The following is a 22275-nucleotide window of genomic DNA, read 5'->3' on the forward strand; positions in this document are numbered from 1 at the left end:
CCACAGCCAGGCATGTTACTGGTTTTTTCCCCCGCCTGCGCCGGCACGGCCACATTGACAAAGATTTAATACAGTTCGCGCAGATAAATCACGGGGCCGGACTTGAACACGCCGAACACGGCGCGTCCCACAGTGCTGGGCAGGTAAGGCAGGCTGCCCACGGAAACATCGACGCTGCCCGCCACGCCTGGCGCCAGCAGCACCAGCTGGCCGTTGGGCGATGGCAATACCCCGCCGGCAAAGATGTAGGTGCCGTTCTGCACTTTCGTCGCGCCATTGCATGTGCCCGCACCGAGTCCCTGGCGGCAATTGGCCAGGATCACGCCGGCCTGGGTAAACTGGCTGGCGCTGTCCGATACATTGCCCAGCCAGCTGCCATTCCAGTATTGCACCTGCACGGGCAGGCGGATCGGCAGGCGCTCGGAACCATAGCTGTTGGGCACCATGATGCGGCCCGTGAGCACGGTCAGGCGCGCTTCCGTGCCGGCGTCGGACGGCGCCGACGTCACGGTGGCGCCCGCATAGGGGGTGGTGGCGCGGAAGAGCACGTCGGTCGGCGGCGCCAGCGCGACCGTACCGGCCGGCACGGCATACGCGCCGGGAAAACGGTAGGCGATCTGGCTGCTGGCCACGCCCGTCGTGAAGCTGGCGGGCGCGATGCCCGTCACGGTCGTTTGCGCCGCCGTCCCGTCGCTCAGCCGGCTGCCCGACGGCGTCGCCGGCGGAAAGGCCGTCAGGCCCGTGGCGGCATCGTAGGCGCGCAAGGCCACCTGGGCCGTCAAGGCCGTGTCGCGCCCGTCGAAGTTGAGCGTCGTCCCGTTCGCGGCATTCTGCGCCGTGACGCGCAGCTTGAACGGCTGCTGCGCATAGATGAAACTGCCCGCCGCGCAGGACAATGGCGCCTTGCAAGGCATGGGTTCGCTGCCGGGCACCTCCGTGACGAAGTGGTGCGGGATGAATTGCACATTGATGCTATTACCCGTGGCAAAGGGCGGGATGACGCCGTTGACGGCTGGCGGCGCGGCCCCCAGGTAGGTGGCCATCGTCGCCGTAAACTGGATGGTGCCCGCTTCCGCCCAGCTCAGGTTGCTGGCGGTGCCGATGCCGTTGCCATTATTGAAAGCCAGGCTGCCCGCGACTGCGGGGTTGGCGGCGCCGGAAAAGGTAGGCGCGACAAATATACGATCCAGCAACACCGTCTGCGCCGTCGTTTCCCGGCCAAAATTGGGCGTCACGGCGCCGGCCACATTCACGGCCGACACGCTGATGCGGGTGGCGGGCGCCACGGGCAACGCCGCCAGGCCGGCGCGCTGCGGCGTGGCGATGGCGCTGAACACGAAGGACTTGGGACCGACGATGACGTTGCCGCTGCCCGTCATGGTCAGGCCGCTGTCGCTGCCGCTGGTCGAGGCATACGTGGCCGTCAGGCCCAGCGCGCCGGCATCGGCGTACTGCATGTTCGGCGTGGCCAGGCCGTTGGCATCGAAGGCCAGCTGCACGGCGGCACCGGCCGCGCTGCAGGCGCTGCTCGTGTTGGCGGCCAGGGGGATGTAGCTGCCATCCTTGTTCTGTATGCGCGCCGGCAAGGTGCCCGTGCCGGGATTGGCATAGGTGCAGCGCAGCTGCAAGGTCTTGTTCTGGTTGGCAAACAGGGGCACGCAGGCGCGCGGATTCGATGCCGACGCCTGCAGAGCGCTGATGGCGATGGGCCCCTCGGCCTCGGCGTAACGGGGGACGCCGCTGACCTGCAGCGCGCTGCTGACAAATGCCATCTGACAATTGGTCACGCTGCCGTCGACGCTGCTCTTGCAGACCAGCGCCCCCGTCGTCGCCGGCGTGCTGCTCAGGCCCAGGGGGACGTTGCTGGCCGGCGTGGTCTGCGCCACGCTGGACGTGGCCGTGCCCGTCGCCGGCTGGGTGGCGTTGATTTGCGCCGTCGCGCCGCCCGGCGTCAGCGTGACCTGGGCCGCGCCCGTGTAGACGGTGCTGCAGGCCGCGTCGGCGCAGGCCGTCACGGTCACGGGCGCGGGCGCGCAGCTGAGCGCCGAGGGCGGATGCGTGATCTGGAAGTGATGCGGCCCGGCCTGGGTGCTGGGGCCGCATTTCGGTCCCAGCGGATCGGTGTAGGGCCAGCCGCTGTTGTTCGTCACGCAGCTGCACGGATTCGATGGCGTGTACGCCTTGCAAGTGATGGTCTGCTGCACGCGGCCCTGCCAGCCCAGGGTGATGTGGTCGACGAGGGCGTTGCCGGTGATGTAGGCATTCGAAGAATCGAGGGTGACGTTGCCGCCCTCCACATTGCCCTTGACGCCGTTGCCGGAGGCAATCGACAAGGAATTGAGGGCCTTTACGTCGCCCGTGACGAGCAGGCCGGATGCCTTCAGGTCGATGGTGGGCGAGGTCAGGTTGCCCTTCACCTGACTGCCCGAGCCGACGGAAAGCGAGGTGCTGGCCGTGATGTCGCCCTGCACCTTGCTGTTGGACGCATCGATGCTGACGACGGGCGCCGTCGTGTTGCCCGTCAGGCTGCTGCCCGAACCGAGGCTGAAGGAATTGCTGGCCGTCACGTCACCCGTGATCGTCACGCTGGAACTGGTGGTGACGGTGGCGCCGCTGATGGGGCCGGAAATAGTCGAACTGGAACCGATGCTCACGGCGCCCGTGGCCTTGACGCTGCCGCTGATGGTGACATTGGAATTGCTGCTGATCGAGCCGCCGCTGATGGCGCCGTTCAATATCGAGCCGGAGGAAATGTCGATATTGCCCGTGGCCGTGATATTGCCCGTCACCTTCACGGCCGTGCCGCCCAGCGAGACGGACGCGGCCGTGATATCGGCCACGATGTTGTTGTTGCTCTGGCCGCCCACCTTGAAGATGCCGCCCTTGGCCGTCAGGCTGCCGCCCGTGATTCTCAGGTTCGGCGTATTGGTGTTGCTGAAATCAAGATTCTTGTTGGCCGTCAGCGCGGCCGTGCCGCTCATGCTCAAGCCCTGGTTATAGCCGATGGTCACGTCGCTGTTGACCGTGACGCCATAGCCGCTGGCAATGACGACGGCATCCGTGTCGGCCATCTGCAGGCTGGCGCAGGTGTATTGCGTGCCGGCCAGGCTGCAGCCGTTGACGGCGCCGCCATTGAAGTTGAGGGTGGCCGCCTGGGCAAGGGATGAGCCCAGCAGCAATGTCAGGGCAGCAAAAAAGTGGAGTAAGCGCACGATATCCAGGAATCCGATGGGTGGGAGGCCAGCGGGCGCGCGGATTGTTCCATGCTAATCTACGCCATCGCTGTAGTTGCATTATGGCAGTATTTATCCTCCTCGCGCATATCGCATGATCAAGCAAAACCCCACAGAATTCCCCCTGCGGACCGTCGACATCATCGTCTATCCCGGCTTCAAGGCGCTCGAAGCCATCGGCGCCATGAAGGTGTTTGACTACGCCAACACACATTTGCGCCTGCGCAAGCTGCCCGGCGGCTACGACGTGCACATCGCCTCGACGGCCGTCGGCCCCGTCGCGTCCGACACCCTGATGTCGCTGCACGCGAGCAAGGCGCTCGATGCGCACCGCCTGCCCGACCTGGCCGTCATCGTCGGCTGCCACCACGTCGAGCAAGTCTTGCAGGACATCCCCGCCCTGGCCGCCTGGGTAGCGGAGGCGGCGCCGCGCATCGACACGCTGGCGGCCCTGTGCACGGGCTGCTTCTTCCTGGCCGAGGCGGGCGTGCTCGATGGCAAGAGCGCCGCCACGCACTGGAGCGCCGTGGACAGCCTGCGCCAGCGCTATCCCTTGATCCAGGTCAATGCCGATGCGATTTTCGTACGGGAAGGGAAATTCTGGACGTCGGCGGGCGTAACGGCCGGCATCGACCTGGCGCTGGCCCTGGTGGAAGACGATTTCAGCCGCGATATCGCCCTGGAAGTGGCGCGCGACCTGGTGGTGTATCTGAAGCGGCCCGGCGGCCAGTCGCAGTTTTCCGTGCACCTGTCGAGCCAGATGACGACGCATCCCACCATCCGCCAGTTGCAGGGCTGGATCATGGAGCATCTGGCCGACGAACTCACGGTGCCCGTGCTGGCGGCCCGGCTGGCCATGAGCGAGCGCAATTTCACGCGCGTGTTCCAGCGCGAAACGGGCACCAGCCCCACGGAATTCATCGAAACGGCCCGCTTCGAAGTGGCGCGCCGCTTGCTGGAAGACAATGTGTCGTCATTGAAACAGGTGGCCGCGCAGGCGGGCTTGCACAGCGAGGAAAGGCTGCGCCGCCTGTTTCAGAAGAAACTCGCCATCACCCCGCGCGACTACCGCGAGCGCTTTTCCAGCACGGCGCGCTAGCGGCAGGGCGAGCAGGACGAATCAGCGCGACTTGTTGCTGCGCACGTGGCGCGTGGCCAGCTGCCGGCGGTGCCAGGCCAGCGGCGTAAACATCAGCGCGCACAGCAGATACGTGGCCAGCAGCGCCAGCCAGATGGCGGGCGTGGCCAGGATGGCGGCATTGCTCCACCACAAGGCCAGCAGCGAGGCCAGGGCTGCGCCGAGGAAGACGGGCAGCATGCGCCGCAGGGTCAGCAGATAGGCAGTGGCAAACATGAACGGCTCCCAAGGCAAGGCGGTATGCCTTCACACTAGCAGGGGACCCTGCCGAAGTACAGCCTGCCGCCCTGCCCCGTCCGTCAAGTGTTGCGCAATGAGTACATCCGATAAAATTAGTACAACACGACGGAGCGGATCGATTCGCCGCTCTTCATCAGGTCGAAGCCTTCGTTGATGCGTTCCAGCGGCAGGCGGTGGGTGATCAGGTCGTCGATATTGAGCTTGCCTTCCATGTACCAGTCGACGATCTTCGGCACGTCCGTGCGCCCGCGCGCGCCGCCGAAGGCCGAACCGCGCCATTCGCGTCCCGTCACCAGTTGGAATGGTCGCGTGGAAATTTCCTGCCCCGCCGCCGCCACGCCGATGATGAAGGACTTGCCCCAGCCCTTGTGCGTGCACTCGAGCGCCTGGCGCATCAAGGTCGTGTTGCCGACGCATTCAAACGAATAATCGGCGCCGCCGTCCGTCAGCTGCACGATGGCGTCGACGACATTGTCCACCTCGTTCGGGTTGATGAAATGCGTCATGCCGAACTTGCGCGCGATGGCCTGGCGCGCCGGGTTGATGTCGATGCCGATGATCTTGTCGGCGCCGACCATCTTCGCCGCCTGGATCACGTTCAGGCCGATGCCGCCCAGGCCGAACACGGCCACGTTGGCGCCCGCCTCGACCTTGGCCGAGAACAGCACGGCGCCCACGCCCGTCGTCACGCCGCAGCCGATGTAGCAGACCTTGTCGAAGGGCGCGTCTTCGCGGATCTTCGCCAGGGCGATTTCCGGCACGACGATGTAGTTCGAGAACGTGGACGTGCCCATGTAGTGGAACAGCGGCTGGCCATTCAGGGAAAAACGGCTGGTGGCGTCCGGCATCAGGCCGCGGCCCTGGGTGGAGCGGATGGCCTGGCACAGATTCGTCTTTTGCGACAGGCAGAACTTGCATTGGCGGCATTCCGGCGTGTACAGGGGGATGACGTGGTCATCCTTCTTCAGGGTCGTCACGCCCGGCCCCACGTCGACGACGACGCCGGCGCCTTCATGGCCGAGGATAGCGGGGAAGATCCCCTCCGGGTCGGCGCCCGACAGGGTGTAGTAATCCGTGTGGCAAATCCCGGTGGCTTTCAGCTCGACGAGCACTTCGCCGGCGCGCGGGCCGGCCAGGTCGACTTCTTCGATGGTCAGCGGGGCGCCCGCTTTCCAGGCAATCGCGGCTTTGGTTTTCATGTGAGGTATTCCTGCTCGGTTTCGGATGGGCCATTATCGGGCGCCCGCGGGCAAGGTGGGGCGGCAGGCGCCGCGCTTGTCTGAAAACGCGGCGCATTTGTCCGATGCCACCGCAGCGTGCAGCAGCGCAGGGAAACGCGGCCGGCGCCGGGCGTATGCTGGCGCCAGTACGATGTCCGTTTGCGCCAGCTCAATCGTCCCATTATTAACACGCGCATTCTTGACAGCAGTCCCCCTCTGTGCAGCCGTGGCCTCGTTCCCGCAGGAGACTGACATGCGCCCTTTGCGCCCTTTGCCTTTCCGCTCCCTCCCGTCCTGGACGGCCCTGCTGCTGGCATGCTGCCTGGCCCTGTTGTCCGCCTGCGGCGGCGGCCACGATCGCCCTCCGCCCGGCGCCACCGGCGGCAGCCTGACGATCGCCATCGGCGGCTTGCCGGCCGGCGTGGCGGGCGCCGTCACGGTCAGCGGCCCCGCGTCCTACAGCAAGCTGCTGACGGCGACGGCCACGCTGACGGACCTGGCGCCGGGCGCCTACACGGTCAGCGCCGCCAGCGTGATGCAAGGCACGGGCACGCTGGCGCCCACGCCCGTGACGCAGCAGGTGCAGGTGACGGCCGGCGCCACGGCCAGCGCGGCCGTCAGCTACGCGGCCACGGCGCCGCTGGCCCTGGCCCTGCAGGAAGTGGCGTCCAGCCTGGACACGCCCACCTTCCTCACGGCGCCGCCCGGCGACAGCCGTTTGTTCATCGTCGAGCGCCCCGGGCGCATCCGCGTGATGCAGAACGGCAGCCTGCTGGCCACGCCCTTCCTCGACATCAGCAGCCTGACCACCGTCACCGGCGAACGGGGCCTGCTGTCGATGGCCTTCCATCCACAATACGCCAGCAATGGCTATTTCTTCCTGTATTACACCAACCTGGCGGGCGACATCGTCATCGAGCGGCGGCAGGTGTCGGCCGGCAACGCCAACGTGGCCGATCCCCTGTCCGCGCTGACCATCCTTACCATTCCCCACCCCACGTTCAGCAACCACAATGGCGGCCTGCTCAGCTTTGGCCCGGATGGCTACCTGTATGCGGGCACGGGCGATGGCGGCAGCGGCGGCGATCCGTCCGGCAATGCGCAAAACACGAACGTGCTGCTGGGCAAGTTGCTGCGCCTGGACGTCAATGCCGCCACGGTGGCCCAGCCGTATGCCATTCCGCCGGGCAACCCGTTTGCCATGGCGGGCGGCCGGCCTGAAATCTGGGCCTATGGCTTGCGCAATCCGTGGCGCTACGCCTTCGACGTGCCGACGCAGCTGCTGTACATCGCCGACGTGGGCCAGAGCAGCCGGGAAGAAGTCGACGTGCGTCCCGCGGGCCAGGCCGGCAACAACTATGGCTGGAACATCATGGAAGGCGCGCAGTGCTACAACAGCGCCAGCTGCAACCAGGCGGGCCTGGTGCTGCCCGTCATCGACTATGGCCACGACAGCGCGGGCGGCTGTTCCATCACGGGCGGCTATGTCTACCGGGGCGCGGCCTTGCCGGAACTGACGGGGCAATACCTGTATTCCGACTATTGCAGCGGCTGGCTGAAAAGTTTCAGCTACAGCAATGGCGCGGCCTCGGCCATAACGGACTGGGGCATTGCGAACGTGGGCAATATCATTTCGTTCGGACAAGATGCACAAAACGAGCTGTACATGCTGAGCGGCGCGGGAAAGGTCTACAGGATTGTACGCAAGTAAACGTGCGCACATCAGCGTGGACGGGCAGGCCTGGCCGCGCACGGCTGATGGGGCATTTTTCGACGGGGCGCGGGGAAGCGGCTAGAATTGACTTTTTTCCGCCGCGCCCTGCGCCCCAGCCCAAGAGAACACCATGGCCCGTTTGAAACTCGAATTTCCTGAAGACCAGTACTGTTATTCCTCGCACCTGACGGTACGCACGACGGACATCAATGCCGGCAACCACCTTGGCAACGATTCCATGATTTCCATGATTTCCGAAGCCCGCGCGCGCTTCCTGTTCGAGTTCGGCGTGCGCGACATCGAAGCGGACGGCACCGGCATCATCGTCACCGACCTGGCCACCACCTACCGTGCCGAAGCCCATGCGCGCGACCAGCTGCTGTTCGAAGTGGGCGTCATGGATTTCAACAAGTATGGCGGCGACATCACCTTCCGCATCACGCGTCCGCGCGACCACACCCTGATCGCGATGGCCAAGTCCGGCTTTGTCTTCTTCAACTACAAGCGCAGCCAGGTCGTGCCCATGCCGGAAGAGTTCGGCAGCAAGTTCCCCCAGGTGAACTGGATCGATTGACGGGCCGACCAGGCCGCCATGCTGTATGCTTGCCAGGAAGACATTAAAAATGGAGCGGCATGCAATCAGCAATCACGGCAAGACTATGCCTCGCCCTGGCGCTGCTGGGCGCGTTGCCGACTGCCCTGGCGGCGCCGCAAACCGTCATCCTGTACGGCGACGACGACTACGCGCCCTACAGCTATGTGGAAAACGGCGTCTTCAAGGGCATGTACATCGATATCCTGCGCGCGGCGGCGGACAAGATGCCCGCCTATCGCCTCGTCCTGCAGCCGCGCCCCTGGAAACGGGGCCTCGATGCCTTGGAGAAAGGCCTCGTCTTCGGCCTGTTTCCCCCCGGACGCAAGGCGGAGCGCTCCTACGTGCAGCCCTATTCCGCCATGCTGTACCGCGAATCGGTGGTGCTGTTCTGCCATGATGCCGTCATGCAGACTGCGCGCGCGCATTTCCCGGACGACTTTGCCGGCCTGACCATCGGCGTCAACACGGGTTTTCTGCTGTCGGAAAAATTGATGGCGCCGGCCCGCCACGGCGTGCTGCGGCTCGAGGCGGCCAAGGGCAATGAAGCCAACCTGAAGAAACTGGCCTTGCGGCGCATCGATTGCTACGCCAGCGACCGCGGCGCGGCACGCCACACGGCGCGCCAGCTGCAAGGCGAACTGGAACGCCATGGCTTTCACTTGCGCGAAGTGCTGGAACTGTCGTCCGAAGCCACGTATATAGCCTACAGCGCGCGCAACACGCCGGCCTACAAGGCGGACTTCATCGGACAGATGAATGCCGCCCTGCTGGCGCTGCGGCACGACGGCCAGCTGGCGCGCATCGAACAGGCGTATTTGCGCTGACGGATCTGCCTGGCTTGACGGGCGCCGGCTAGCGGCGCCGGACCGGCTGCTGCAAGGTCATGACGGGCTTGCTGCGGCCCGTGGCCTTGATGCCGAAGGTATGTTCAAACCAGTCGTCGATCATCTTTTTTTCATAGCGCAGCGCGTCGCTGGTGGAATAGCGGTTGATGCGCTGCAAGTACGACATATCGGACAGGGCCGCGTTGCCGCTGGCAATCACCTTGCCATGCTGTTCCAGCTGGTAGCGCAGGCGCATGCGCGGCCAGTCCGTGCGTCCATCCATGATGCGCACGTCCATGGCGCCACGGCGCATGGGATCTTCGCGGCCGGCCAGGTCGATATCCGTGATCTCGATCTTCAAGTCCTGCCCGGGCCGCAAGCCCTTGCCCAGCAACTGGAAATGCTCCACCAGGCCCGCCAGGATCTGCTCGCGGTCGCGCGTGCTGAACGGCATGTCCGAATAATCGTCGGGGTGGCTGAAATTGACCTGCACCCCGGCCCAGGCGCCGCTGCTGGCGGCCAGCGCCAGCACCGCTACCCAGGTTTTCATTGCCTTGGAAATCAACATATGCATCCCTTTCAGAAAATTGCACCGGCAGGCAACTGCCGCAATGCCGTTCACTGCGGCGCCCGGAATGAATATAGCCTGAAGAGAAAATTTCTGGAGCGCAATACAACGCCTGCGGCTGGCCGCAGGCGTGCCGCGAGCCTGCCGGCGTCCACGGCCTCCCTGCGGCGGGGCAAGCTCGCCGTCCTTATTTGCGCGCCTGGCCTTTTGCCGGCACGCCGAAGGTCTTCGCAAACCAGTCGTCGATCATCTGTTTCTCATAGCGCAGGCGCGCGTCGCTGGCATAGCGGTTGATGCGGCTCATGTACGACATATCGGACAACTGGGCGTCGCCCTGGCTGAGCACCTTGCCGTCCTGCTCCAGCACATAGTGCAGGCTGATGCGTGGCCAGTCGGCGCGGCCGTTGAGCACGCGCAAATCATTCATCCCGCGCATGCGCGGCTCTTCGCGTCCCGCCAGGTCCACATCGGTGATGTCGATTTTCAGGGTTTGCCCGGGCTTGAGCGACTGCCCCAGTTTTTCGAAATGCGCCTTCAAGTCCTTCAGCACGTCCTCGCGCTGGCGCTGGTCCAGCGGCACATCCGTAAATTGCTCCGGTTTATCGAAACGCACCTCGGCTCCCGCCCAGGCGGCAGTGCTGGCCAGCAAGGCAAGCGCGCCGAGCAGGGCCCGCGTCGATTTCTTCTTTTGCATGATGTTCTTCCTTTCATGAACAGGACAGGCGCACGAGCCTCCCTTCTATCCATTCAATATAACGGCAAGTGGCGGCCAGGGAAGCGAAATTCATACCTTGTTACTTTCTTTCGCTGCTGGCCGCCACGGGCCGGCGCCTGCAGTTTTTTACAGATTCATTGGCAATATTAATTAAAACAAAGTATTGTCTTGAAAATATAGTTGCCTAAGCGATAAAGTATACGTGGTGACGCCTTCCGTCCATTTAAAGTGCTTTTTTACCATGCATGTTGCATGAATTGCGTCAATTATTCTTGCTTATTGTTAATACTTAGCCGTCAGTCTACAATCGACAAAATGCGCCTGAAAAACGCGCAACGCCGGTAGTGGCGCACAGGACTTCCTGGCGCGGGCGTCTCAGCATTGCGTCAGTTATGCCTTTTAGCGGAACTCGCCCCTATGTCATTTTTGTCTTCAGCGTCGCCCAAGTTACCCCCATGGAAAGTCCTGCTCGTCGATGATGAACCCGACATCCATGACATCACCAAGCTGACACTCAGCCGTTTCCGCCTGGAAGGCCGCGCCCTGAGCTTCGTGCATGCCTACAGCGGCGCGGAAGCGAAGCAGGTGCTGGCGCGCGAGGCCGGCATCGCCCTGGTCTTCCTCGACGTGGTGATGGAGCGCGAGGACAGCGGCCTGGAAGTGGCGCGCTGGATGCGCGAAGACCTGGGCAACCAGTTTACGCGCATCGTGCTGCGCACGGGCCAGCCCGGGCAGGCGCCGGAGGAACGCGTGATCGTCAACTACGACATCAACGACTACAAGGAAAAGACGGAACTCGACCGCACCAAGCTGTTCACCACCACCTTTGCCGCCCTGCGCGCCTACCGCGACATCATGAAGGTGGAAGAGGCGCGCCTGGCCCAGCTGCATTACCGCGAAGGCCTCGAGCGCGTCATCGCCGCCTCGGCCCACATCTTCAAGCAGCGCAACCTGCGCGACTTCGCCAGCGGCCTGCTGCAACAGGTGGTCGCCCTGCTGCGCCTGGAAACGAGCATGCTGCTGCGCCTGCGCGGCGCCTGCGCCATTTCCGGCGAGCAAGACTATGAAATCCTCGCGCAGATCGGCGACACGGACGACGGCATCCTCAGCCCTTCCCTGCTGTCCCAGCTGGACGATGCGAAGAGCAACAAGATTTCGCGCCTGCACGGCGATACCTACGTCGGCTACTTTCCCAACAGCAGCGGCAAGGCGTCCTTGCTGGTGCTCAAGGGCGTGGAAGAGATTTCCGACCTCGATGCGCAGCTGCTGGAAGTATTCTGCTCCGGCGTGGCCATCGCCTTCGACAACATCCTGCTGACGCAGGAAATCACCGATACCCAGGCCGAACTGATCCTGCGCCTGGGCGACGTCGTCGAATCGCGCTCGCATGAAGGCGGCAACCACGTGCGCCGCATGGCCGAAGTCTGCCAGCTGCTGGCGCAGGCGTCCGGCATGTCCGAGGAAGAAACCATGGTGCTGCGCCACGCGGCGCCCATGCACGACATCGGCAAGATTTCCACGCCCGACGCCGTGCTGCTGAAACCGGGCAAGCTCGACGCGGCCGAGTGGGAAATCATGAAGCAGCACCCGACGGTGGGCATGTCCATCCTCGACGGCTCGCAGCGCCCGCTCTTGAAGGCGGCGGCCGTGATCGCCCACCAGCACCATGAAAAATACGATGGCAGCGGCTACCCGCAAGGGCTGGTCGGCGAGAACATCCACAAATACGCGCGCATCGCCGCCGTGGCCGACGTCTTCGACGCCCTCATGCACAAGCGCTGCTACAAGGACGCCTGGCCCCTGGAGCGCGTGGTCAGCTACCTGCGCGAAGTGAGCGGCAGCCATTTGGACCCGCAGTATGTGGAGTTGCTGATTGCGAACCTCGATGAAGCGCTGGCGCTGAATCAACGGTTCCCGGATTAAAAGCTAGCCGATGTTGTCGGATTACGCGGCTGCGCCGCTAATCCGACCTACGCGATACGCACACCGGCAAACCACGCTGCGGCCCAAGACCCCAACTTGGGCGTTCCGGGCCAAGCGGGCCTGAAAAATGTCGAGGGCAAGGCGCGGCGACGCAGACAGTACGCATGTACGGCAAGGAGCCGCAACGCCGCCATCGGCATTTTCTCAGGCCCGCGTCTCCGGCCCGCCGTTTTCAAGCTTCAAATTTCAAGCACTCTTCGGTTCAAGCGGAAAGCGTATCTTGTAGTGCAGCCCCATCCCCGGCGCACTGACCACCTTCACCGTGCCACCCAGCGGCCCCGTCACCAGGTTGTACAGGATATGCGCCCCCAGGCCGCTGCCGCCGGAACCCCGCTTGGTCGTGAAGAAGGGATCGAACAGCTGGCCCAGGGTGGCACTGTCCATGCCCATGCCATCGTCGCTGTAATCGAGTTCCAGCATCTCGCCCTCCGTCCGGACGGACAGCTTGATCCTGCCCGGCTCCCCTTCGGCAAAGCCGTGCACGAGTGAATTGACCACCATGTTGGTGACGATCTGCGAGACGGCACCGGGATAGCTGCGCAGCTGCACGTCCGGCGCGCAGTCGATCTCCACCTTGATGGGCTTGCCCTTCAGCTTGGGCTGCAGGGACAGCAGGATTTCATCGAGGTATTTGCGCAGGTTAAAGCTGCGCAGCTCGTCCGACGACTGGTCCACGGCCACCTGCTTGAAGCTGCGCACCAGCGCCGCGGCGCGCTGCGTGTTCGTCGTCATGATGCGCAGGGTCTGGTCGATGATGTCGAAAAATTGCCGCAGCCCCTCCTCGTCGAGCTGGCCGCCTTCCAGGTCTTCGCGCGTCAGTTTCAGTTCCTGCACCAGGTGGCTGGTGGCCGTGACGCAAATGCCCAGCGGCGTGTTGATTTCATGCGCCACGCCCGCCACCAGGCGTCCCAGCGACGCGAGCTTTTCCTGGCGCACCAGTTCCGACTGCGCTTCCTGCAAGGCGTTCAGGGCGCTGTTCAGGGCCGCATTCTGCTCTTCCAGCGCTTCCTTGGCCTGGCGCATGGCGCTGTCGGCCTGGATGCGGGCCATGGCCACGGCCACATGGCTGGCCATGAAGGCCAGCACGTCCAGTTCCGCCTGGCCATACACGACGGATGTGTCGTAGCTTTGCACGATGATCACGCCATATTTGCGCTCACCCAGCAGCATGGGCGCGCCCATCCAGCTGGCGATGCTGGTATTGCCCAGCGGCTCTTCCATCTCGCCGCTGGCCACCAGCGCCGCATAGCTGTCCGCATCGAGCAGGCACGCCTGGCGACGCGCCAGCACGTAGGAACTCATGCCGATGCCGTAATGAAAACGTTTCACGGGCGCTTGCGCATCCTTCTCGTCGATAAAATACGGGATCGTGATGTCCTTGTTGTCCGGATGGTACAGGGCGATGAGGAAATTCTTCGCCGTCACCAGTTCGCTGATGATGGCGTGCAGGCGCGCGTACAGGGTCGTCGCGTCGGCCGCCTGCGCCGACAGGTTGGCGATTTCATACAGGGCATGCTGCAGGTTTTCCGCGCGGCGCCGCTCGGCCACCTCGTGCGCCAGCAGGGCCGTGCGCTCCTGCACCGCCTTTTCCAGCCGGTCCATGCTTTGCATGCCCTGCAGGGCGCTCGACACGTGCGTGGCGATCAGCGCGAACAGAGCCTGGTCTTCCAGACTGAAACGGTGTTCGGCGTCATAGCTCTGGATGACGATGGCGCCCAGTACCTGGTGCTGCGGGTCCAGCAGCGGACAGCCGATCCAGTGCTCGGCCGCCGTGCCGCCGCCCCAGGCGCCGCCGCCGATGGCGCGCATGGCGTCGTCGTCGGCCGTCATCACCAGCTGCTTGCGGTTGACGATGACCCAGGCCGTGGGCGACTGCGCGGCGCTGGCCAGGCGCACGCCCACGTCCGGGTCGGGCGAGGCGTCGAATTCGTCGACAAAATAGGGAAAACGCACGAGGCCGTCATCGCGGTCGCTGAGCGCGACATAAAAGTTGGCCGCATACATGATGCGCCCCAGCGCCGCGTGGACGGCTTGCAGGAAGGCACTGATATCGCTGCAGGTGCTGGCGCGCTGGCCGATTTCCAGCAACACGGTCTGGACGGCTTCCAGACGGCTGAGACGGCTTTCCATGGATAGACAAGTGCCTTCTGTAAATATGTTCTGAAAATCAATATTATCAGTTCAGTCCCGCCTTGGCACGGCATAAAATGCACAATCTTGCCTTGAGGCATGACAACCCGCGCCACGCACACATTTGCCACCTTGGCGATACAGTGGCAGACTAGGCCCCTCCCCATAGATCAGACCGTCCTCATGACCGCCACGCTCCGCGCCGCCCTTCGTCCCTACACCCTCGCCGCCCTGCTGGCCTTTGCCGCGCTGGGCATGCCGCCGCTGTGCGCCGCGCCGGCCAAGGCGCCAGCGGCGGAGACGGCCGACGGCGGGCGCTACTTCGGCCCCCTGGTCGACGGCAAGATGCAGGGCCAGGGCCGCCTCGAATACGCGAGCGGCGCGTTCTACGAAGGGGGCTTCGCGCGCGGCGTGTTTTCCGGCCAGGGCAAGCTGCGCCAGGCCTCGGGCGTCGAATACGTGGGCGCCTTCCGCCAGGGCGCCTTCGACGGCATCGGCCGCTACACCTCGCCCAAGGGCGAAATCTATGCTGGCAGCTTCGTCAAGGGCAGCTTCGAGGGCCAAGGGCGCTTCCAGGGCGCCGACGGCGCCACCTTCGAAGGCCATTTCCAGCACTGGCGCCCGCACGGCACGGGCAAGCTGACCGACACGGACGGCACCGTCTTCGAAGGCGAATTCGTCCAGGGGCAAGTGCTGGGCAAGGCAAAAGTCACCACCAGTGACGGCATCCATTACGAAGGTGCATTGAAAGACTGGAAGTTCGAGGGCGAAGGCGTGCTGCGCACGGCCGACGGCGATGAATACCGGGGCAGCTTCAAGAATGGCCAGTTCGACGGCAAGGGCGTGCTGCGCTATGCCGTGGCGCAAGCGGACGGCCGGCGCGAAGACAGCGGCAACTGGACGGAAGGCCAGCTGGACGATCCGGCTGCCGACAAGCTCACGCGCGACAACATCGAGCTGGCCCTGTACAACCAGCGCGCCCTGCTCGACGGCGCCCTGGCGCGCATCGCGCCGCGCGATGCGGCGAAAAAAATCAATCTGTACCTGCTGGGCGTGGCCGGCGATGGCGCGCAGGAAGTGTTTCACCGCGAAACGGCCTTCGTGCAGCGCCAGTTCGACCGCGACTACGGCACCGTGGGGCGCTCCTTGATGCTCGTCAATAGCCGCAACACGGTGGCGCAGCAGCCGATGGCCACGCGCACCAGCATCGCCGCCAGCCTCGACGCGCTGGGTGCGAAGATGGACAAGAGCAGCGACATCCTGTTCCTGTTCCTCACCAGCCACGGCTCGCCCGAGCACGAACTGGCACTGGCGCAAAACGGCATGGACCTGCACAGCCTGCCCGCGCAGGAACTGGCGTCCATGCTCAAGCACAGCGGCATCCGCTGGAAAGTCATCGTCATTTCGGCCTGCTATGCGGGCGGCTTCATCGATGCCTTGAAGGATGAGCACACGCTGGTCATCACGGCCGCGCGGCGCGACCGCACCTCGTTCGGCTGCGACGACCAGAACGACTTTACCTACTTCAGCGAAGCGTATTTCAAGGAAGCCTTGCCGCAGAGCGCAGGCTTTGCCGAAGCGTTCGACAAGGCCAAGGTGCTGGTGCAGGCGCGCGAGGCGGCCGATTTCCGCGAGGGCGGCATGGAAGCGGAGGAGCATTCCGAGCCGCAACTATTCCAGGGCAAGGCCATCGCGGCACAGCTGAAGGCGTGGCGCGCCCAGCCACGCTAAGCACGGCACGGCCGCCCGCCTTTCTGTACAATAGCCGTCATCATGCGCCGATTCTTCCTCATTTTGCTGCTGTTCGTGCTTCCGCTCCAGATGTCCTGGGCCGCGGCGAGCGCGTATTGCCTGCACGAGGAAGGCAAGGCGGCGCAGCACCTGGGCCACCACAATCACCAGCACAAGGCCGGGGCGGACAAGCCGCCCGCCGCGGATAAAAAAGTGGCGGACCAGCAAAAGAAAGGTCAGCCCCACAGCGACTGCAACGTCTGCCATGGCATCGGCCATGCATGGCTGCCGGCCGGCTCCAGCCTGCCCGCCGTCGACACGGCGTCCGTCAACGCGGACACGTCCCCCTTCTTTTACGCTTCCCACATCCCGGACGCGCCCAAGCGTCCCGACTGGTCGTCGGCCATCTAGGCCGACGGGACGTTTCTTTCACTGAACGCAATGAGCCAGGCGCAAGCCTGCGCGTCCCGTCGAATTCTTTTTCCATTCCCTGGAGAATTCGATGTACCGAATAATCTTGTTACTTTCCGCTGGCCTGCTGGCCGGCAACTTTGCGCATGCGCAAACACCTGAAGAACCCGCCGCACCCCTGACCCTGCCCGCCGCGCTGGCCCTGGCCGAAGGCGGCAACGCCACCCTGTCGGCCGCCCGCCACGAACTGGCGGCCCAGGGCGGCGCCCTGCAGCAGGCGCGCGCCCTGCCCAACCCGGAACTGCAAACCGTGCTGGAAGACACGCGGCGCGCCACGCGCAGCACCACCGTGCAGCTGAACCAGCTCATCGAACTGGGCGGCAAGCGTGGCGCCCGCGCCGCCGTCGCCCAGCGCGGCGAAGACCTGGCGCAGGCAGGCCTTTCCCTGCAGCAAGCCGAGACGCGCGCCGCCGTGACGTCCGCCTTCGTCGACGTGCTGGCGGCGCAGGAAGGCTTGCGCCTGGCCGACAGCGCGCAAGCGCTGGCCGCCCGCGCCAGCGACATCACGGCACGCCGCGTGACAGCCGGCAAGGCCTCGCCCGTCGAGGAAACCCGCGCCAGGGTCGCCGAAGCGAGCGTCAAGCTGGAGCTGAACCTGGCCCGCAGCGCCCTGGCCAGCGCCCGCCAGCGCCTCGCCGCCCTGTGGGGCAATGCCGCGCCACGCTTCACCGTCGCCGAGGGACGCCTGGAAACCTTGCCGGCGCTGCCGCCCGCCAGCGAACTGGCGGCGCGCCTGCCGCACGCGCCGGCCGTGCGCCAGGCGCGCAGCGCGCTGGCCCAGCGGCAAGCCATGCTGGACGTGGAACAGCGTCGCGCCACGCCCGACGTGACGGTCAGCATCGGCATGAAGCGCTCGGAAGAGCTGGGCCGCAACCAGGCCATCGTCGGCCTGGCCCTGCCGCTGCCCCTGTTCGACCGCAATGCGGGCAACAAGCTCGATGCCCTGCGCCGCAGCGACAAGGCCAGCGACGAGCTGGCCGCCGCCCGCATCGACGTGCAGACGAAGGTCGCCGCCGCCAGCGAACGCCTGGCCACGGCCCGGCTCGACGTGGAAAGCTTGCGCCAGGAGATTTTGCCCGGCGCCCAGAGCGCCTATGACGCGGCCAGCAAGGGCTTCGAGTTCGGCAAGTTCGCCTTCCTCGACGTCCTCGATGCCCAGCGCACCTTGCTGCAAGCCAAAAACCAATACTTGCGCGCGCTGACGGAGGCGCAGCACGCCGCCGCCGACATCGAGCGCCTGCTGGGCGCGCCCGCCTCCCTGTAAGGAATTCCCTGATGAATATCAAACTCGATAAGAAACAAGCCCTCGCCATCGCCGCCATCGCGGCCGCCGGCCTCGTGCTGGCAAGCCTGATCCTCGGCACGGGCAAGTCCGCCAGCGCCCCGCCGCCCGCCGCCAAGGCGGAAGCGCATGCTGAAAAGAAAGACGCACACGGCCACGAAGCGGTGGAAGGCCGGCTGGAATTGACGGCCGCGCAAAGCCGCGCGGCCGGCGTCGTCATCGCCACGGCCGCGCCCGGCCGCATCAAGACGACGGTGGCCCTGCCCGGCGAAATCCGCTTCAACGAAGACCGCACGGCCCACGTCGTGCCCCGTCTGGCCGGCGTGGTGGAAGCCGTGCAGGCCGACCTGGGCCAGCTGGTCAAAAAGGGGCAGGTGCTGGCCGTCATTGCCAGCACCGACCTGTCGGAACAGCGCAGCGAACTGCTGTCGGCGCAGCGGCGCTTGTCGCTGGCCCGCTCCACGTATGAGCGCGAAGAAAAACTGTGGCGCGAAAAAATCTCGGCCGAACAGGATTACCTGCAGGCGCAGCAGGCGTGGCGCGAGGCGGAGATCGCCGTGCAGAATGCGCAGCAAAAACTCAGCGCGCTGGGCGCCACGGGCGCGGCCAAGGGTCCCCTGAACCGCTACGAGATCCGCGCGCCCTTCGACGGCATGGTGCTGGAAAAACACATCACCTTGGGCGAGGCCGTCAAGGAAGACGCGAACATCTTCGTCATTTCCGACCTGTCGACCGTGTGGGCGGAAATCGCCGTGCCCGCAAAAGACTTGGCCACCGTGCGCATGGGAGGCAAGGCGGAAGTCAAGGCCAGCGCGTTTGATGCCAGCGCGCAAGGCACGATCACCTACGTGGGTGCGCTGCTGGGCGAGCAGACGCGCACGGCCAAGGCGCGCATCAGCCTGGCCAACCCGGACATGGCGTGGCGCCCGGGCCTGTTCGTCACGGTGGAAGTGGTGTCCGGCGAAGCGGACGCGCCCGTCACCGTGCAGAGCACGGCCCTCCAGACGGTGGAAGACAAGCCCGTCGTCTTCGTACAGGTCAAGGACGGCTACCAGGCCACGCCCGTCGTGCCGGGCCGCAGCGATGGCACGTTGACGCACATCAAACAGGGCCTGGCCGCCGGCACCCCGTACGCGGCGCAAGGCAGTTTTGTCCTGAAGTCCGAGCTGGGCAAGGATACCGCCGGCCATGAACATTGATCACGTGAAACAAAGGACACCATCATGTTTGAACGCTTGATCCGCTTTGCCATCGAACAGCGCTGGCTGGTGCTGCTGGCCGTGGCCGCGATGGCCGGCCTGGGCATCTACAGCTACCAGAAGCTGCCCATCGACGCCGTGCCCGACATCACCAATGTGCAGGTGCAAATCAATACCCAGTCCGCCGGCTATTCGCCGCTGGAAACCGAGCAAATGGTCACCTTCCCCATCGAGACGGCCATGGCCGGCTTGCCCAACCTGGAGCAGACGCGCTCGCTGTCGCGCTATGGCCTGTCGCAGGTGACGGTGATCTTCAAGGATGGCACGGACATCTATTTTGCCCGCCAGATGATCAACGAGCGCTTGCAGGAAGCCAAGGAAAGTTTGCCAGCCGGCATCACGCCGAAGATGGGACCCGTCTCGACGGGCCTCGGTGAAATCTACCTGTGGACGGTGGAAACGCGGGAGGGCGCGAAAAAGCCGGACGGCACGCCGTACACGCCGACGGACTTGCGCGAGATTCAGGACTGGATCATCAAGCCGCAGTTGCGCAATGTCACGGGCGTCACGGAAATCAATGCCATCGGCGGCTACGCCAAGCAATACCAGGTGGCGCCCTACCCGGAAAAACTGGCCGCCTACGGCATCAGCCTGCAGGACGTGGTGACGGCGCTCGAACGCAACAACAGCAACGTGGGCGCCGGCTACATCGAAAGACAGGGCGAGCAGTTGCTGATACGCGCGCCGGGCCAGGTGGCGTCCAAGAATGACATCGGCAACATCGTCGTCGCCAATGTGCAGGACGTGGCCATCCGCATCCGCGACGTGGCCGACGTGGTGCTGGGGCGCGAGCTGCGCACGGGCGCGGCCACGGAAAACGGCCGCGAAGTGGTGCTCGGCACCGTCTTCATGCTGATCGGGCAGAACAGCCGCGCCGTCTCGCAAGCCGTCGACAAGAAGATGATCGAGATCAACCGCAGCCTGCCGAAAGGCGTGCACGCCGTCACCGTGTATGACCGCACGGTCCTCGTCGACAAGGCGATCAATACGGTGAAGAAAAACCTGCTGGAAGGCGCGGTATTGGTGATCGCCATTTTGTTTTTGTTCCTCGGCAATATCCGCGCGGCCGTCATCACGGCCATGGTGATACCGCTGGCCATGCTGTTCACGTTTACGGGCATGGTGCAATACCATGTGAGCGCCAACCTGATGAGCCTGGGAGCGCTGGACTTCGGCATCATCATCGATGGCGCCGTCGTCATCGTGGAAAACTGCGTGCGCCGCCTGGCCCATGCGCAGCAAAAACTGGGACGGCCGCTGACCTTGCAGGAGCGTTTTCATGAAGTGTTTGCGGCATCGCAAGAGGCGCGCCGCCCCTTGCTGTATGGTCAGCTGATCATCATGGTCGTGTACCTGCCCATCTTTGCGCTCACCGGCGTGGAAGGCCGCATGTTTACGCCGATGGCCCTGACGGTGGTGATTGCCCTGCTGGGTGCCATGCTGCTGTCGATCACCTTCATTCCGGCCGCCGTGGCGCTGTTCATCGGCGACAAGGTGGCGGAAAAGGAAAACGCCATCATGCGCGCGGCCAAGCGCTGGTATGCGCCGCTGCTGGGCAAGGTGATGCGCAACACGCCCGTCGTGTTGACGGGTGCGGCGGTAGCCGTCGTGCTGTCGGGCTTGCTGGCCACGCGCATGGGCAGCGAATTCGTGCCCAGCCTGAACGAGGGCGACATCGCCATCCAGGCCCTGCGCATTCCCGGCACCAGCCTCACGCAATCGCTGGCCATGCAGCAGCAGTTGGAGCGCAAGCTGATGGACAGCCACAAGGAGATCGCCCGCGTGTTCGCCCGCACGGGCACGGCCGAGATCGCGTCCGACCCCATGCCGCCGAATATTTCCGACGGCTACATCATGCTGAAACCCCGCGACCAGTGGCCGGAGCCGACAAAATCGCGCGAGCAATTGCTGGCGGAAATCGAAGCGACGGCCAGCAGCTTGCCGGGCAACAACTACGAGTTCTCGCAGCCCATCCAGCTGCGCTTCAATGAACTGATTTCCGGCGTGCGCAGCGACGTGGCCGTCAAACTGTTCGGCGACGATATGAACGTGCTCGACGGCACGGCGGCGAAGATCGCGGGCGTGCTGGGCAAGATACCGGGCGCAACAGAGGTAAAAGTCGAGCAGACCACGGGGCTGCCCATGCTGACGGTGCAGATCGACCGCGAGCAGACGGCCCGCTATGGCCTCAATATTGCCGACGTGCAATCGGCGATCGCCACGGCCATCGGCGGGCAAGAGGCAGGCACCCTGTTCCAGGGCGACCGCCGTTTCGACATCGTCGTGCGCCTGCCCGACAGCCTGCGCAGCGACCTGGAGCAACTCAAACGCCTGCCCATCGCCCTGCCCCTGGGCGCGGCGGCGGAAGGCCGCGCCCGCTTCATCCCGCTCGGTGAAGTAGCCAGCCTGCAAGTGGCCCCGGGGCCGAACCAGATCAGCCGCGAAGACGGCAAGCGCCGCATCGTCATCAGCGCCAACGTGCGCGGGCGCGACATCGGCTCGTTTGTTGCCGACGCCACGCAGCAGCTGCAAGCGCAGGTGGCCATTCCGGCCGGCTACTGGACCAGCTGGGGCGGCCAGTTCGAGCAGCTGCAGTCGGCGACAAAACGCCTGGAGCTGGTGGTGCCCGTGGCGCTGGCCCTCGTGTTTGTGCTCTTGTTCGCCATGTTCGGCAACGTGAAGGATGGGCTATTGGTCTTCAGCGGCATCCCGTTCGCCTTGACGGGCGGCATCGTCGCCCTGTGGCTGCGCGACATACCCATGTCGATCTCGGCGGCGGTCGGTTTCATCGCCCTGTCCGGCGTGGCCGTGCTGAACGGCCTGGTGATGATTGCCTACATCCGCCAGTTGCGCGAACAGGGCATGTCCCTGCAGGACGCCATACGCGAAGGCGCCATCACGCGTCTGCGGCCCGTCTTGATGACGGCGCTGGTGGCCTCGCTGGGTTTCGTGCCGATGGCCATTGCCACGGGCACGGGCGCCGAAGTGCAGCGTCCGCTGGCCACCGTGGTGATCGGCGGCATTTTATCGTCGACGGCCCTGACCCTGCTGGTGCTGCCGCTGCTGTACCGGCTGGCGTACCGCAAGGAAGACGAGGTGGAAATGCACGCCGCGCCCGCAGGCGCGGCGGTACAGCTGAGTAAATAGGGAGAGGCTAGGGAGAGGCGCGCTA

Annotated in this window: 16 protein-coding genes; 10 read left to right on the forward strand and 6 right to left on the reverse strand. The window is 64.9% G+C overall.

The window, feature by feature from the left end; genetic code table 11:
* Positions 1 to 65: 65 nt before the first annotated feature.
* Entirely contained in the window at positions 66 to 3212 is a 3147-nt protein-coding gene (locus AC07VL_RS02705; RefSeq protein ID WP_494804513.1) for a DUF6701 domain-containing protein, read from the reverse strand.
* A 115-nt stretch (positions 3213 to 3327) separates the two neighbouring features.
* Here AC07VL_RS02705 and AC07VL_RS02710 point away from each other — a divergent pair, with 115 nt between their 5' ends.
* Positions 3328 to 4332 carry a GlxA family transcriptional regulator gene (locus AC07VL_RS02710; RefSeq protein ID WP_494804514.1) on the forward strand — a complete coding sequence of 335 codons (1005 nt, stop codon included), beginning with the start codon at positions 3328 to 3330 and terminating at the stop codon, positions 4330 to 4332.
* Between the two features lie 21 nt (positions 4333 to 4353).
* On the opposite strand, the gene AC07VL_RS02715 is transcribed toward AC07VL_RS02710, so the two are convergent.
* Together AC07VL_RS02715 and AC07VL_RS02720 are read right to left on the reverse strand one after the other, a co-directional pair.
* The gene (locus AC07VL_RS02715; RefSeq protein ID WP_494804515.1) at positions 4354 to 4587 is read right to left on the reverse strand and encodes a hypothetical protein; all 234 of its coding nucleotides are present in this window, start codon (positions 4585 to 4587) and stop codon (positions 4354 to 4356) included.
* A gap of 116 nt (positions 4588 to 4703) precedes the next feature.
* Positions 4704 to 5810: an S-(hydroxymethyl)glutathione dehydrogenase/class III alcohol dehydrogenase gene (locus AC07VL_RS02720; protein WP_099409206.1), complete on the reverse strand. Its 1107-nt coding sequence runs from the start codon at positions 5808 to 5810 to the stop codon at positions 4704 to 4706.
* A 274-nt stretch (positions 5811 to 6084) separates the two neighbouring features.
* On the opposite strand from AC07VL_RS02720, the gene AC07VL_RS02725 reads away from it, so the two are divergent.
* The 3 genes from AC07VL_RS02725 (at position 6085) to AC07VL_RS02735 (ending at position 8964) form a co-directional block, all read left to right on the forward strand.
* The gene (locus AC07VL_RS02725) at positions 6085 to 7542 is read left to right on the forward strand and encodes a PQQ-dependent sugar dehydrogenase (protein ID WP_494804516.1); all 1458 of its coding nucleotides are present in this window, start codon (positions 6085 to 6087) and stop codon (positions 7540 to 7542) included.
* A 133-nt stretch (positions 7543 to 7675) separates the two neighbouring features.
* Positions 7676 to 8119 carry a thioesterase family protein gene (locus AC07VL_RS02730; protein WP_494804517.1) on the forward strand — a complete coding sequence of 148 codons (444 nt, stop codon included), beginning with the start codon at positions 7676 to 7678 and terminating at the stop codon, positions 8117 to 8119.
* A 59-nt stretch (positions 8120 to 8178) separates the two neighbouring features.
* Complete coding sequence (locus AC07VL_RS02735) at positions 8179 to 8964, forward strand: substrate-binding periplasmic protein (RefSeq protein WP_494804518.1); 786 nt, start codon at positions 8179 to 8181, stop codon at positions 8962 to 8964.
* A 28-nt stretch (positions 8965 to 8992) separates the two neighbouring features.
* On the opposite strand, the gene AC07VL_RS02740 is transcribed toward AC07VL_RS02735, so the two are convergent.
* Together AC07VL_RS02740 and AC07VL_RS02745 are read right to left on the reverse strand one after the other, a co-directional pair.
* Positions 8993 to 9514 (reverse strand): DUF3016 domain-containing protein, encoded by a 522-nt coding sequence (locus AC07VL_RS02740; RefSeq protein WP_494804519.1) that lies wholly within the window; start codon positions 9512 to 9514, stop codon positions 8993 to 8995.
* 205 nt (positions 9515 to 9719) lie between these two features.
* A complete protein-coding gene (locus AC07VL_RS02745; protein ID WP_494804520.1) occupies positions 9720 to 10226 on the reverse strand; it encodes a DUF3016 domain-containing protein in 507 nt (168 codons plus the stop codon).
* A 438-nt stretch (positions 10227 to 10664) separates the two neighbouring features.
* Between AC07VL_RS02745 and AC07VL_RS02750 the strand changes: the two genes are divergently transcribed.
* Positions 10665 to 12170, forward strand: coding sequence for a DUF3369 domain-containing protein (locus AC07VL_RS02750; protein WP_494804521.1), 1506 nt, complete (start codon positions 10665 to 10667; stop codon positions 12168 to 12170).
* Positions 12171 to 12416: 246 nt separating this feature from the next.
* On the opposite strand, the gene AC07VL_RS02755 is transcribed toward AC07VL_RS02750, so the two are convergent.
* Positions 12417 to 14360 (reverse strand): GAF domain-containing sensor histidine kinase, encoded by a 1944-nt coding sequence (locus AC07VL_RS02755; protein WP_494804522.1) that lies wholly within the window; start codon positions 14358 to 14360, stop codon positions 12417 to 12419.
* 183 nt (positions 14361 to 14543) lie between these two features.
* Between AC07VL_RS02755 and AC07VL_RS02760 the strand changes: the two genes are divergently transcribed.
* The 5 genes from AC07VL_RS02760 to AC07VL_RS02780 all read left to right on the forward strand — a co-directional run bounded on the left by AC07VL_RS02760 (position 14544) and on the right by AC07VL_RS02780 (position 22250).
* Complete coding sequence (locus tag AC07VL_RS02760) at positions 14544 to 16091, forward strand: C13 family peptidase (protein ID WP_494804523.1); 1548 nt, start codon at positions 14544 to 14546, stop codon at positions 16089 to 16091.
* Positions 16092 to 16133: 42 nt separating this feature from the next.
* Positions 16134 to 16502, forward strand: coding sequence for a cation efflux protein, CzcI family (gene czcI, locus AC07VL_RS02765; RefSeq protein WP_494804524.1), 369 nt, complete (start codon positions 16134 to 16136; stop codon positions 16500 to 16502).
* Positions 16503 to 16593: 91 nt separating this feature from the next.
* Entirely contained in the window at positions 16594 to 17826 is a 1233-nt protein-coding gene (locus AC07VL_RS02770; RefSeq protein ID WP_494804525.1) for a TolC family protein, read from the forward strand.
* Between the two features lie 11 nt (positions 17827 to 17837).
* On the forward strand, positions 17838 to 19043 hold the full coding sequence (locus AC07VL_RS02775) for an efflux RND transporter periplasmic adaptor subunit (protein ID WP_494804526.1): 1206 nt from the start codon (positions 17838 to 17840) through the stop codon (positions 19041 to 19043).
* A gap of 24 nt (positions 19044 to 19067) precedes the next feature.
* The gene (locus AC07VL_RS02780) at positions 19068 to 22250 is read left to right on the forward strand and encodes an efflux RND transporter permease subunit (protein ID WP_494804527.1); all 3183 of its coding nucleotides are present in this window, start codon (positions 19068 to 19070) and stop codon (positions 22248 to 22250) included.
* Positions 22251 to 22275 lie beyond the last annotated feature (25 nt).

The sequence above is a fragment of the Janthinobacterium sp. GW821-FHT03C08 genome, assembly GCF_059420905.1.

What these genes read in the sequence shown, in the direction of transcription:
- AC07VL_RS02710 (WP_494804514.1), top strand. Translation starts at nt 3,328, where the DNA reads ATGATCAAGCAAAACCCCACAGAATTCCCCCTGCGGACCGTCGACATC.
- AC07VL_RS02715 (WP_494804515.1), bottom strand. Translation starts at nt 4,587, where the DNA reads ATGTTTGCCACTGCCTATCTGCTGACCCTGCGGCGCATGCTGCCCGTC.
- AC07VL_RS02720 (WP_099409206.1), bottom strand. Translation starts at nt 5,810, where the DNA reads ATGAAAACCAAAGCCGCGATTGCCTGGAAAGCGGGCGCCCCGCTGACC.
- AC07VL_RS02725 (WP_494804516.1), top strand. Translation starts at nt 6,085, where the DNA reads ATGCGCCCTTTGCGCCCTTTGCCTTTCCGCTCCCTCCCGTCCTGGACG.
- AC07VL_RS02730 (WP_494804517.1), top strand. Translation starts at nt 7,676, where the DNA reads ATGGCCCGTTTGAAACTCGAATTTCCTGAAGACCAGTACTGTTATTCC.
- AC07VL_RS02735 (WP_494804518.1), top strand. Translation starts at nt 8,179, where the DNA reads ATGCAATCAGCAATCACGGCAAGACTATGCCTCGCCCTGGCGCTGCTG.
- AC07VL_RS02740 (WP_494804519.1), bottom strand. Translation starts at nt 9,514, where the DNA reads ATGAAAACCTGGGTAGCGGTGCTGGCGCTGGCCGCCAGCAGCGGCGCC.
- AC07VL_RS02745 (WP_494804520.1), bottom strand. Translation starts at nt 10,226, where the DNA reads ATGCAAAAGAAGAAATCGACGCGGGCCCTGCTCGGCGCGCTTGCCTTG.
- AC07VL_RS02750 (WP_494804521.1), top strand. Translation starts at nt 10,665, where the DNA reads ATGTCATTTTTGTCTTCAGCGTCGCCCAAGTTACCCCCATGGAAAGTC.
- AC07VL_RS02755 (WP_494804522.1), bottom strand. Translation starts at nt 14,360, where the DNA reads ATGGAAAGCCGTCTCAGCCGTCTGGAAGCCGTCCAGACCGTGTTGCTG.
- AC07VL_RS02760 (WP_494804523.1), top strand. Translation starts at nt 14,544, where the DNA reads ATGACCGCCACGCTCCGCGCCGCCCTTCGTCCCTACACCCTCGCCGCC.
- czcI (WP_494804524.1), top strand. Translation starts at nt 16,134, where the DNA reads ATGCGCCGATTCTTCCTCATTTTGCTGCTGTTCGTGCTTCCGCTCCAG.
- AC07VL_RS02770 (WP_494804525.1), top strand. Translation starts at nt 16,594, where the DNA reads ATGTACCGAATAATCTTGTTACTTTCCGCTGGCCTGCTGGCCGGCAAC.
- AC07VL_RS02775 (WP_494804526.1), top strand. Translation starts at nt 17,838, where the DNA reads ATGAATATCAAACTCGATAAGAAACAAGCCCTCGCCATCGCCGCCATC.
- AC07VL_RS02780 (WP_494804527.1), top strand. Translation starts at nt 19,068, where the DNA reads ATGTTTGAACGCTTGATCCGCTTTGCCATCGAACAGCGCTGGCTGGTG.